Below are 12,418 nucleotides of genomic sequence, written 5' to 3'. Positions count from 1 at the left end.
TGAGGTTTCCGTTATCACCGTTGGCACCTGCTTTGTTTCCACCATTTATGACGTGGATCAAATCCGGGTCACGGTCATCAAGGCGCCATTTTGCCCCCCATGAAAGCGTGGTGTCCAAATTAATAGTATAACCCTTGTCATCGTAGAGTTGAACAGCGTAAGTTGTGCTCACACCCCATAAAAGGTGCATTGCGGCCATTAAAAATAAAAATGTTGCCTGGCAGATGTTGCGTTTTGTTAGAAAAAAGCTCATTTGATCATTCCTCCTCCTAATATAATTATTTGTTTTAAGTGTAAGTTTTGTATAAAAATATTTAGTAACATTGTGTCTATTCCTAAATATGGGCAAGTAGTCAATGTGCTTTACTTTTTATGGTGTTAACCATAATAGGCCAAAATAACACCACCCAAACGAGTAGTTTTCACATAAAGATATAGTGTTATTTTGTTATAGTGTTATAGATCAGTATAAAGAAAATTTCTTTTTGTCAAGCTTTTTTTATTGGAAAGGACAGATGATTATCCCTGTTGATCTGAGGCGCAAGTATAAAATTGATATTGGGGACCATATAGAATTCATCTCTATTCCAGATGGCATTCTATTAAAACCTTCAAGAATAAAACAAAGCGGACAATCTCAAACAGATGAACTTTTCGGCATATTCCGTTCCTATGCAAAAAGAAAAAGTTACCCCGGGAAAGAAAAAATTGAAGACTATAACAGTAGACGATTTGAGGACCTTGTCACTGCCGGTTGGGACCTGATCATTGTGGATGAAGCCCACCGTTTGGGTGGCAGGGGAGATAAAGGAACATTATGGTGACCGTGAAACCATCAGCCGGTTTGCCCGTTATGTTATCCAGTCTTTTGTTGCCTGGGGGATACTTAAAGATGCTTCTATAAAGGGAATCTATATCCAGGCAAGAAAAATTCCAACGAACCAGCAGCAAATTGCAATTTTAACTGAGAGCATCCTTCTTTCAACGCCGGAATCTCCTCTTGCTCTGAAAAATGTAATGGAATCTGCATCTTTATTTGCTTTTGAGACTTCACCCATAACAGGTGATTACCTGCAGAAAAACTGTCCCAGGATAAATGTCAATCAGTTTGGCCCAGGGGAAGAGATGTTCTGTATAACTTCTTATTTATAAAAGATTCTTGATAATTTGTCCCAGGGTTTTGATTCCGTCTTCAAGGCGCTGACTCCATTTGACACCGCAATTGATTCTCAGGCAGTTTTTATATCGGTCAGAAGAAGAGCAAATAATTCCCGGAAGGATGGATATCTTTTTTTGATACGCTTTCTGGTAAATTTTCATGGAATCAATTTTTTTGTTTAAAACAACCCAGATAAACATACCACCCTTTGGAAATGTAATCTGAGTATCATCGGGAAAATATTTAGATACGGCAATGGCAATGGCAGATGCCTGGTTTTTAAGCTTATTTCTCAATTGCCTTAAATGTCGGTCAAAGGCCCCGGTTTTTAGAAACTTGGCAATAACAGCCTGGTTGATACTGGAATTTGAAATGGCAGTATTGAGCTTCATTCGAATAACTATGTCTTTATATTTACCCGGAATAGTCCAACCGGTTCTTAATCCGGGAGCAAGCGCCTTGGAAAAAGAAGAGCAATACAATACAATGCCTTTTTTATCCAGACTTTTAAATGTGGTCGGCCGTTTGTCTTCAAAAAAAAGATCCCCGTATATATCATCTTCAATAATAGGAACATTGTATTTTTCAGCCATGCGGATGATAGCAGCTTTATTTTCTTTTGATATGACTGATCCCAAAGGATTTTGAAAATTAGAATCCAGCAGGCAGGCCTTAATTTTATTTGAAGCAATGGTTTTTTCAAATGCTTTGGGATCAATTCCCTCTTCCGGGCAGCCCGGGATTTCAATAACATAAAGATTTAAATCTTCAATAAGCTGTAAAAAACAATGGAAAACAGGTGATTCCACCAGAATCGTATCCCCGGGATTTGCCACGGCTCGTAAACAAAGCGTAACGGCTTCAAGGCAACCATTGGTTGTAATAATATCCTCTGTTGAGATGGAGCAGGCAAGTCCCAGCATCCTTTTGGAGAGTTCCTCTCTAAGCTCCAAATTTCCAGTGCACAAATCATAGTTTGAGATGTGACGCTGCAATAAATCTGCCGGCATTGATTTTATAATTCTTGACAATTGTTTTAATGGCATCAGCTCTCTGGAAGGGATAGCTGCTCCCAATTGAAGGATATCATCACGTTGAAGATCTGAGATAATCGTTTCTGCAAGATCATTGACCACAACCCGGCAGGGTTTGGTAACAACTTTTTCAGGGACTGGGTTGCACAAAGGGTTTTTATTGAGTGCTTTGACATAGAACCCTGATTTTTCTTTTGCTTCAACTCTTCCTCTTTTTTCAAGTTCTATGTAAGCCTGGTGAACAGTGGAGACGCTGAGACCTAACTGATTATGGAGCTTTCTTAAGGAGGGTAGTTTTTCACCCGGTGTAAATATACCTTTTAAAATGTTGTCCTGGATTTCATCTGCAAGGGCTACATATCTGAAGTTTATTGAGGAGGTCATAATTTTTTTTCTGTTATGGCTATTTTTGTAGGATTCTGTATCTGTTATTGTGACTTTTTTAATATATACTTTAGAAAAAATCAATATAAAGATGGATATGTAGAGGAATCTAAACAATGTCAGACAATAATATAAACTTAAATGGGATTATCCGCTCCCAGATCGAAAGCAAAGCGTTGTTTGAGCAGGTCAAATCATATGCATATGACTATATGGAGACTGTCAACCAACGGCTTGTATATCCTTTTGAAGTTTTTTGGAAGATATGGAATTGAATGCTTAATTAACAATTTATGTGAAAAAGCGCAACAATTTGCAAGACAGCTCAAAGAGAATGGCTTTATAGTATCAAACGATGTTGTCTTTAACCATGTTTTGATCTCCTGCGATAATGAAGAGCTGACCTGTGCAGTCCTGGGAAATATTCAATCAAACGGGATATGCTGGTGTGGTGGTTCTTCCTGGAATAATAAAACTGTCATCAGGATTAGTGTCTGCTCCTGGGCGACAACCGCAAAGGATGTTACACTTTCGGTGGAGGCGTTTGTTGAAGCTCGTACACAGGCTCTGGCAGAGTTGTAGAAAACTTATCACCTTTTGTGAATTATAAATAAAAAGAAAAAATAACCTAAAGGTCAGAAACTAAAATGAGAAATATCATACTCTATATCATAACCGTTTTAGTCTGGGGATCAACCTGGCTTGCCATTAAATATCAGCTGGGCTCTGTGGATCCTATGGTATCCGTTATTTACAGGTTTGGACTTGCAGCATCACTCTTGATGCTTTTTTGTTATGTGAAAGGGCTTAAGTTGAAGTTTTCTTTAAAGGAACATTTGTTCATGGCCCTTCTGGGAACCTTGCTGTTCTCTGTTAATTACTGGCTTGTCTATGTGGCGGAATTATACCTGACAAGCGGCCTTGTGGCGGTTTTATTTTCTTCAATTGTGTTTATGAACATTGCCAATGGATCTATCTTCCTTGGTGCAGCAGTAGAGAAAAAAATGATGACCGGGGCAGGCTTTGGTATCATTGGTATTGTCATGATTTTTATGCCTGAAATAGAATCCTTTGATCTGTCCGACAAAGGCGTCTTTGGGCTTTTTATCGGATTTATAAGTGTTTTTCTTGCCTCATTGGGTAATATTACCTCGGCCAGGAATACCAAAAACAAAATTCCGGTAATCCAGGCAAATGCATTTGGAATGGGATATGGAACCATTCTGCTGGCAGTGATAGCCCTATTTTTAGGCAAAGAGTTTTCCTTTACAGTCTCTATGCCTTATATTGGTTCTCTATTTTATTTGTCCGTTTTCGGATCCATCATCGCCTTTGGAAGTTATCTGACCCTTATCGGCTCTATAGGAGCAGATAAGGCATCTTATACCATTATGGTGGTTCCGGTGGTGGCATTGATTCTTTCCTCATTCTTTGAAGGGTATTCCTGGAACTTTTCTGCAGTTCTGGGCTTGTTACTTGTTATTGGAGGCAATTTTTTAGCTTTGAGCAAACCACGGCTTTCTTCTTTTTGATCCCCTTAAAAAAAAATCAGGTTTTCAGTCAGACACTATTGAGCCACTGATAATGAACAGCAAATGGTGAATCAGGTTCCAGTTCATTGGCAAGCGTTATGTAAGGTCAATGTGCTGACGCCAAGGCAGAACCAAGCGCTTCAACAGACGCCGAGAACAATGCCACCTTTTTTAAACAATAGTGGCTTTTTTGTATTCTTTCACTTTTTCAGCAATGATTGATGGAAGTTCGGGATTGTTCATATTGTTTTCTATTAGTCTTTCAAAGGCACTTCCAATGACAACGCCGTCTGCAAAGGATGCTATCCGGGATACATCATTGGATGTGGAAATTCCAAATCCCACGCATACCGGAAGATTAGAAACTAAACGTATCATCTTCATTTGTTTTAAAACCTCTGAAGCATCAATGCCATCGCTTCCTGTAACTCCTGTTTTTGAAACAAGATATATGAATCCGGAAGCAGCAGTTTTTAAAATTTTTTCCATACGCTCTTTTGGCGTTGTGGGTGCTAACAAACGGATTAAAGAAAAATTATCATTTTCCCAGAATTTTGTCATTTCGTTTGATTCTTCCAAAGGCAGATCCACTACAAGTGTACCGTCTGCCCCTGCCTTTTTGGCTTCTTTGTAAAATTTTTCAATACCAAAGGCTAAAACAGGATTATAATATGTAAATAAAATAATGGGAATGTCACTTGTTTTTCTAAGTTTTTTTGTCATCTTCAGTATTTTTGATATATGGATTCCATTTGCAAGGGATCTTGCAGAAGACCTTTGAATGACAGGGCCATCTGCTGTGGGATCGGAAAATGGAATGCCAAGTTCCAACACATCGAGTCCGGCGTCACACATCTTTGTGATAATGGCTAAAGATTTTGAAAAATCAGGATCTCCTGCGGTAAGAAAGCCGACCAGAGCTTTTTCTTTTTTTTCTTTTAATTCATCAAATTTCTTTTTTATTCTATTCATTACTTGTTCCTTAATATTATTTTGATTCAAAACAAAGAACGGTTTCCAGGTCCTTGTCACCTCTGCCGGACAGGTTTACAATTATAATTTCCCGTGGTGATTTTTCTTTTGCTGTTTTCATTGCCTGGGCAAGGGCATGGGAACTTTCAAGGGCTGGAATTATGCCTTCATATCTGCATAATGTTATCAGGGCATCCAATGCCTCATCGTCGGTGATGGAAAGATAGGAGACTCTTTTAGACTCTTTCAATAGGGCATGTTCCGGCCCTACGCCGGGATAGTCAAGGCCTGCTGATATTGAATATGCCTCGCTGATCTGACCGAATTCATCCTGAAGCACATAGGATTTTGATCCATGAAGCACCCCTACTGATCCTTTGGTTAAGGTTGCAGCATGTTTATTCGTATCAAGTCCTTTGCCGGCGGCTTCCACACCGATTAATTCTACATTTTTGTCGGGTATAAAGGAAAGGAACAAGCCCATTGCATTACTGCCGCCTCCGACACAGGCAATGAGCGTGTCAGGAAGTTTACCGGTTAAGTTTATTATTTGTTTTTTTGTTTCGATTCCTATGATTTTTTGAAACTCTCTGACCATTTCAGGATATGGATGGGGCCCTGCAACAGAGCCAATAACATAGAAGGTGTCTTTTACGGCGCCTACCCAATACCGCATGGCCTCGTTCATGGCATCTTTCAGAGTGCCGGTACCTGAATCCACCGGGATAATTTTGGCGCCTAAAAGTTCCATTCTTTTTACGTTGGGCGCCTGCCGCTTTATATCCTGTGTTCCCATAAAGACTTGGCATTGCATTCCAAACAGGGCGGCTGTGGTTGCAGTGGCTACACCATGCTGGCCTGCGCCTGTTTCGGCTATGATTTTGTTTTTACCCATATATTTGGCAAGAAGCGTCTGACCCAGAGTATTGTTGATTTTATGAGCACCGGTATGTGCCAGGTCTTCGCGTTTTAAATAGATTTTTGCTCCATTTAAATATCGGGAAAGCCTTTGGGCATAATAAAGTGGCGTGGGTCGTCCCACATAATTTTTAAGAAGCCCGGATAATTCATTTATAAACTTCTCATCTTTTGAATATTTATAAAACGCTTCTTCCAATTCCAGAATTGCCGGCATAAGGGTTTCACCCACATACCTGCCGCCAAAGGGGCCGAAATGACCATTTGAATCAGGGTTTTTTCTTTTATTTGTCATAAAAAAACTTTCCTTATTTTTTCTTTTGAATGTGCAGTTATTTTTTCCCAGGCACATGCCATATTGGTTAAAAGATTTTTAACCTTTAAAATATCTTTATGCCCCGGAGAAATTTCTACTCCTGAACTGATATCCACTGCGTCAGGCATACAGGATAGTATGGCCTCTTTTATATTATCCGGTGTTAACCCACCTGCTAAAATGAGTGGCGTATCATTCTTATAAGATTTTGTTTTGCCCCAGTCCCAGGAATGGGCATTGCCCCCCGGCAGTTTGCCGGGGCGACATTCCACAAGATATGAAGATGCACCATAGTATTTTGCATTTTTGATATTGGGCTCATCTTCCATATAAAGGGCTTTGATTACATTGAAATTTTCTTCTTTTAATTTTAATATCATTTCCTTTGTCTCGTTTCCGTGAAGCTGTACTGCATCAAGATTACAATAATTTACTATCTTCATAATAGATGAAAAGGATTCATTCACAAAAACGCCGACACAGGAGACATTAGAGGGTAAAATTTTTTGAATTTTTTTTGCAGTGTCAAGGTCTATATTTCTTTTGCTTTTTGGATAAAAAACAAGACCAATTGCATTTACGCCTAAAGCGGCAATTTTTTGGGCCTCATCAATTTTTGTCAGCCCACAGATTTTAACCTGAATTTTAACCGGGATTTGTTTGATAATTTTATTCATGGCCCCATGCCCTTTATTTAATCAAGTTGTCTAATCAAATTATTCAATTAAGCTTTTTAAAAAGTTCACAGTGTTGTCAGCTTTCACAAGACTTTCTCCAATAAGAAAGTTAAAAATTCCGGCTTTACAATTTTTATTAATATCTTTTTTGCCGGATATCCCGCTTGCTGCAACAGCAACCTGGTCTTTATTAAAAAGGGAAATCAGCCTTGTTGCGGTGGAAATATCCGTATCAAAGGAATTTAAGTTTCGATTATTAATGCCAATTAAACGTGCACCTGAATTAGAGGCTTTTTCAAAATCTTTTTCAGAGTTAATTTCCACAAGCGCACTCATTTTCAATTCGTGTGTTAATGCAAGCAGGTCTTTTAATTGTTCCCGGGATAAAATTTTTGCAATTAAAAGAATGGCATCTGCTCCTAAAATAAAGGAGTCATAAACCTGATAGGCAGATATGATAAAATCTTTTCTCAGCATGGGAAGGCGTGTTGCTTTCCTTGCAATGGTAAAATCATCAGCACTTCCTTTGAAAAATTTTTCATCTGTTAGAATTGATATGGCACTGGCCCCGCCTTTTTCATAATCCTTTGCCATTTTCCCGGGATCAAGGTTTAAACGGATATCTCCCTTGGAAGGTGAGGCTCTTTTTATCTCAGCAATAATATTTATTTTGCCTGATTTCATATTATTGGGTTTTTTTAAGGTTTCATAAAAGGGTCTTATTTCTCTTTTAATTTGAGAGTTTAAGCGAAGAAGATTCTCAGGTCTTTTTTTCTTTAAAAATTCAAGTTCTTCTTTTTTATGATCAACAATTATTTTTAAAAAATCTTTTTCCATCTTAAACCCCTTAAGCGTTATCCTGTGTAAAGGTAATGAGCTCATTGAGTTTTGTGACTGCCTTTCTTGAATCAATGGAATCTTCTGCCATCAGGATGCCCTCTTTTAAATTGTCTGCTTTTCCGGCAGCAACAAGGGCTGCAGCGGCATTTATCAATACCACATTTCTTTTGGGGCCTTTTTTACCGTTTAATATATCTTTAGTGATCTGCAAATTGGTTTTAAGGTCTCCTCCCTTGATATCTTCAGGGTCTGATAAGGTTTCAAAGAAATCTTCAGGATAAATATCATAGGTTTTGATCTGCCCCTGGTTCAGTTCTGATACCCTTGTGGGTGCACACACGGAAATTTCGTCCAATCCATCATGGCCATGAACAACAAAGGCTTTTTTTGTTCCCAGTTTATTTAAGGCAAGGGCAAACATTTCAGTCAGTTCAGGTGCATAAACGCCAAGAAGCTGGCAATTTGCTCCGGCCGGATTTGAAAGGGGTCCCAGCATATTAAAAATACTTTTTATGCCCAGTTCCTGTCTTGCCGGGGCTGCAAATCTCATTGCACTGTGGTGTCTGGGAGCAAAGAGAAAACCAATGCCTATCTGGGCAATGGCCTCTTCAACAATTTCCGGATCAATATCCAGGTTGACGCCTAATGCTTCAACAAGGTCGGCACTGCCGCATTTACTGGAAACAGAGCGATTTCCATGTTTGGCTACAATGACATTGCAGCCTGCTGCAACAAAGGCGGTGGTTGTGGAAATATTAAAGGTATCAGCGCTGTCGCCGCCTGTACCACAGGTGTCAATAACCGTATCATGTCCCATCACCTGAACTTTAATTGCATTTTTTCTCATCATTTGGGCTGCCCCAGAAAGTTCTTCAATGGTTTCCCCCTTTGTGGCAAGGGCAGTTATAAATCCGGCCACCTGGGAATCAGTGATCCTGCCTGAAAAAATTTCACCCATCATTTCACCCATTTGTGTGTCTGTCAGGTCTTTGCCTGAAATTATTTTATTTAGATTTTTTTTGAACATGTTGTCCTCATTTATTTTTTTTTGTGAATATGATTAATAAAATTTCTTAACAGTCTTTTCCCTGATGTTGTCATGATAGACTCGGGATGAAATTGAATCCCTTCGGTATTATGGGAAATATGTCTTATCCCCATAATTTCTCCATCATCGGACGTTGCCGTAATGACAAGGCAATCCGGCAGGCTTTCTTTTTGAACAGCAAGGGAATGATACCGCATTGCCTGGAATGGTTTTTTAAACCCCTGGTATATGCTTTTCCCGTCGCAGCTTATTTGTGATGTTTTCCCATGCATAATTTTTTTTGCAGGGATGATGTTACTTCCAAAGGAGCTTGCTATGGTCTGATGGCCCAGGCAGACCCCAAGGATAGGGATTTTTCCCGAAAAGGTTTTAACCACATCAAGGCTGATACCGGCAGATCCAGGAAGACCGGGACCCGGAGAAATAATGATGGCAAAAGGCTTTAAATCAGATATCTTTTTTAGTGTAACCGCATCATTTCTAAATACCCTTACCTCTTCTCCGATTTGTCTGATGTATTGTACAAGGTTATACGTAAATGAATCATAGTTGTCTATCATGACGATCATTGTTCTTCTCCTGAATATTGCAGGTCGGAAACAAGCATTAATGCTTTTTCTAAAGCCATTGCCTTGTTGTAGGTTTCAATGCGTTCTTTTTCAGGATCAGAATCTGCAATAATTCCTGCACCTGCCTGCACTTTGAGTTTTCCATCCTCTATACATGCGGTTCTTATGGTGATGGCAAAATCCATATTGCCGCTAAAGGAAATATAACCCACTGCTCCGCCATAGGTGCCCCTGGCTTCTTTTTCCAGGTCATAAATAATTTGCATGGCCCGTACTTTGGGGGCACCGGAAAGTGTCCCGGCCGGGAAGCTTGCTTTGAACAGGTCCCATGCATCCTTACCCGGTCCAAGGTCACACCTGATATTTGATACAAGGTGCATGACATGGGAATAACGCTCTACACTCATAAGGTCTGTCACCTGTACGCTTCCTGTCTTTGCTATCCTGCCAAGATCGTTTCTGCCAAGATCAACCAGCATGAGATGTTCAGCACGTTCTTTTTCGTCGGAAAGGAGATCATTGGCAAGGGCACGATCTTCCTGTTCATTTTTACCTCTTGGCCGGGTGCCGGCAATGGGCCGTAATGTGGCTGTATTATTTTCCAACCGAACCATGGTTTCCGGTGAAGACCCCACAAGGGCAGTGGATGATAGTTTCATAAAATAGAGATACGGCGACGGATTGATATATCTTTGTGCTCTGTAAAGTTCTACAAGGTCAGGGGGATGATGACATTCAAAGGGCTGTGAAATGACTGCCTGAATAATATCTCCCTGATAAATATGCTCTTTTATTTTTTGTACATGATCCTGATATCTATTATCAGAATATTCAGGACTGAGTTTATATATATTTTTTTCTTTATTCCTTTGGGCTTTGCTTTTTTGAACTGTCCCATATTCAAGGCTTATTTTTTTTAAAAGCTGTTTTAATTTTCTGGCTGCATCTTCATAACTTTTTTCTTTGTCTGTATTTTTGTCCGGAAAAGAAATCACAATTGCTGTCAGTGTGTTTTTCTCATTATCAAATATAATCATTTCCTCGGGTATAATAAAATGAGCCCTTGGTTTTGAATCAGGCAGCCTGTTGGGAATATCTTCAAAAAACGAAACCATTTCATAGCACACATAACCGATCATCCCTCCCCAGAACCTTGGAAGTTCCGGAATATCAGCCGGTTCATATTGTGCCAGAAATTTACGCAATACATCCAGGGGTTTGTTGTCATGGGGTATTTTTTTTGAATTATTTTTTTCAATAATTTTGATATGGTCTTTAAACACCAGGATCTCTTTTTTTGGTGAAGTTCCCAAAAAGCTGTATCTTCCCCATCTTGAACGACCCTCTACACTTTCAAACAAAAACAGGGACTTTTTTTGATCGTTAAGCTTTCGCAGCAAAGACACAGGGGTTTCCATATCTGCCAGTATCTCCATGCAAACGGGGATAACATTATATTTGTCTGCCAGGGTTACATATTGTTTTTTATCTGGAAATTGATTTAACAGCATTGTTTTCTTTTCCCATTATTTTTTCCAACTATGTTATGTATGGTATTTATTTTCCCCATAAGCTCAGCAAATTGATCCGGGTATAAAGACTGTGCACCATCGCATTGGGCCTGGTTTGGATTGTTATGGACTTCAATTAATATACCATCAGCACCTGTTGCTGCGCAGGCACAGGCCATTGGAAATACCTGATCTCTTACCCCGGTTGCATGGCTTGGATCAACGATGATGGGAAGATGACTTTCTTTTTTAACAGCAGGTACAATGGAAAGGTCCAGGGTGTTTCTGCTGTGAGTGGCAAATGTTCTGATACCCCGTTCACAAAGAATAATATCATGATTGCCTTGTTCCATGATATATTCTGCAGCCATGAGCCATTCGGCAAGTTTTGCCGACATGCCTCTTTTCAGCAATATCGGTTTTTTTGCTTTTCCCGCCCGTTTTAAAAGACTGAAATTCTGCATGTTTCTGGCACCGATTTGAATAATATCCGTATGTTTTTCAACAAGATCAAAATTTAAGAGGTCTAAAACCTCTGTTACTACCGGCAATCCAGTTTCTTCCCGTACCTTTGACAGATATTGAAGGCCCTTCTCTCCAAGTCCTTGAAAAGAATAGGGGGATGTTCTCGGCTTAAATGCACCCCCTCTGAATAATTTTGCCCCGGCTTTTTTAACAGATTCTGCAATACAAAGTACCTGGGTTTGGCTTTCCACAGCACATGGACCTGCTATAACCGGCATACTGTTATCACCAAAAACAGCATCCCCCACCCTGATACAGGTGTTTTGTTTTTTAAATTCCCTGCTGACAAGCTTATAGGGTGACGAACTTTTTTTCATTATGGCCAACATTTTTTATCTCCTTATCCCCAAAAAAAAAGAACCCTAAGCATTTTCTTTAATGCCTAGGGTTCTTTTAAGTTTTTATTTTATTTAATTACAAATATAGACAACCGTCAGCACATTTTACTGCCGCAAAGCCACCACCAGCCGCTCCAAGTCTCAAAACTATTATTTGTAAATTCTGTATTCATTATTAAATATTTTTGCCCTTAATTAAAATTTCAAACAAGGTTAACTCAACCGAGTTCTTTTTGTCAATTGTTTTTATTTTTTTTGTTGGGTTCAAATTGTTCACCCTGTTTGTTTGCGATTACCCTGATAATGGCTTACAAGACTCCTGATATTATTCTTGCTTTTTTCAGGAAGCTTTTTTATATTTTTTTGAAGACATCAGGATAATTGGCAACGTCATGAAAATGATAGAAAAAAGATAGAGTGCTTTGCCTTGATATTTGGTCTATATGGCAATATCAAGGCAAATAGACATGATAATAAATGGTTCGTGCCGCTCCGCGGCACGAATGCGTGAGTTGACTACGTCGAACAATTGGCCCGCACCGCTGCGCGGTACGAACCAACCGTTCGACCGGCAAGTTTGCCATAATAATCAGAC

At 39.4% G+C, this 12,418-nt stretch carries 14 protein-coding genes; 4 read left to right on the top strand and 10 right to left on the bottom strand.

Features of this window, described 5'->3' with window-relative positions:
- The coding region (locus tag K8S13_RS00395; protein WP_291459623.1) for a DUF1302 family protein at positions 1-253 on the bottom strand (253 nt) is incomplete at its 3' end.
- A gap of 262 nt (positions 254-515) precedes the next feature.
- On the opposite strand from K8S13_RS00395, the gene K8S13_RS00390 reads away from it, so the two are divergent.
- Together K8S13_RS00390 and K8S13_RS00385 are read left to right on the top strand one after the other, a co-directional pair.
- A complete protein-coding gene (locus K8S13_RS00390; protein WP_291459622.1) occupies positions 516-824 on the top strand; it encodes a hypothetical protein in 309 nt (102 codons plus the stop codon).
- Positions 775-1,152 (top strand): hypothetical protein, encoded by a 378-nt coding sequence (locus tag K8S13_RS00385; RefSeq protein ID WP_291459621.1) that lies wholly within the window; start codon positions 775-777, stop codon positions 1,150-1,152. Before K8S13_RS00390 ends, K8S13_RS00385 begins: the two co-directional genes overlap by 50 nt.
- Here K8S13_RS00385 and K8S13_RS00380 read toward each other — a convergent pair.
- Positions 1,147-2,577 carry a PLP-dependent aminotransferase family protein gene (locus tag K8S13_RS00380; RefSeq protein WP_291459620.1) on the bottom strand — a complete coding sequence of 477 codons (1,431 nt, stop codon included), beginning with the start codon at positions 2,575-2,577 and terminating at the stop codon, positions 1,147-1,149. The genes K8S13_RS00385 and K8S13_RS00380 overlap by 6 nt on opposite strands.
- A 198-nt stretch (positions 2,578-2,775) precedes the next feature.
- On the opposite strand from K8S13_RS00380, the gene K8S13_RS00375 reads away from it, so the two are divergent.
- Together K8S13_RS00375 and K8S13_RS00370 are read left to right on the top strand one after the other, a co-directional pair.
- Complete coding sequence (locus K8S13_RS00375; protein WP_291459619.1) at positions 2,776-3,159, top strand: hypothetical protein; 384 nt, start codon at positions 2,776-2,778, stop codon at positions 3,157-3,159.
- A gap of 65 nt (positions 3,160-3,224) precedes the next feature.
- On the top strand, positions 3,225-4,109 hold the full coding sequence (locus K8S13_RS00370; RefSeq protein ID WP_291459618.1) for an EamA family transporter: 885 nt from the start codon (positions 3,225-3,227) through the stop codon (positions 4,107-4,109).
- Between the two features lie 171 nt (positions 4,110-4,280).
- On the opposite strand, the gene trpA is transcribed toward K8S13_RS00370, so the two are convergent.
- The 8 genes from trpA to aroF are packed head-to-tail and all read right to left on the bottom strand — an operon-like array spanning position 4,281 to position 11,814.
- Entirely contained in the window at positions 4,281-5,081 is an 801-nt protein-coding gene (gene trpA, locus K8S13_RS00365; RefSeq protein ID WP_291459617.1) for a tryptophan synthase subunit alpha, read from the bottom strand.
- Between the two features lie 16 nt (positions 5,082-5,097).
- Positions 5,098-6,294 carry a tryptophan synthase subunit beta gene (gene trpB / locus K8S13_RS00360; protein ID WP_291459616.1) on the bottom strand — a complete coding sequence of 399 codons (1,197 nt, stop codon included), beginning with the start codon at positions 6,292-6,294 and terminating at the stop codon, positions 5,098-5,100.
- Complete coding sequence (locus K8S13_RS00355; protein WP_291459615.1) at positions 6,291-6,992, bottom strand: phosphoribosylanthranilate isomerase; 702 nt, start codon at positions 6,990-6,992, stop codon at positions 6,291-6,293. Before K8S13_RS00355 ends, trpB begins: the two co-directional genes overlap by 4 nt.
- Positions 6,993-7,031: 39 nt before the next feature.
- Positions 7,032-7,829, bottom strand: a complete 798-nt coding sequence (gene trpC / locus K8S13_RS00350; RefSeq protein ID WP_291459614.1) for an indole-3-glycerol phosphate synthase TrpC — start codon at positions 7,827-7,829, stop codon at positions 7,032-7,034.
- Between the two features lie 10 nt (positions 7,830-7,839).
- Complete coding sequence (trpD, locus tag K8S13_RS00345) at positions 7,840-8,859, bottom strand: anthranilate phosphoribosyltransferase (RefSeq protein WP_291459613.1); 1,020 nt, start codon at positions 8,857-8,859, stop codon at positions 7,840-7,842.
- Between the two features lie 11 nt (positions 8,860-8,870).
- Positions 8,871-9,449: an aminodeoxychorismate/anthranilate synthase component II gene (locus tag K8S13_RS00340; protein ID WP_291459612.1), complete on the bottom strand. Its 579-nt coding sequence runs from the start codon at positions 9,447-9,449 to the stop codon at positions 8,871-8,873.
- Positions 9,446-10,960 carry an anthranilate synthase component I gene (trpE, locus tag K8S13_RS00335; protein WP_291459611.1) on the bottom strand — a complete coding sequence of 505 codons (1,515 nt, stop codon included), beginning with the start codon at positions 10,958-10,960 and terminating at the stop codon, positions 9,446-9,448. The genes K8S13_RS00340 and trpE overlap by 4 nt, the downstream gene beginning before the upstream one ends.
- The gene (aroF, locus tag K8S13_RS00330; protein ID WP_291459610.1) at positions 10,951-11,814 is read right to left on the bottom strand and encodes a 3-deoxy-7-phosphoheptulonate synthase; all 864 of its coding nucleotides are present in this window, start codon (positions 11,812-11,814) and stop codon (positions 10,951-10,953) included. Before aroF ends, trpE begins: the two co-directional genes overlap by 10 nt.
- Positions 11,815-12,418 lie beyond the last annotated feature (604 nt).

This window comes from Desulfobacula sp. (assembly GCF_021107415.1).
This window is presented reverse-complemented; position numbering and strand designations above follow the sequence as displayed.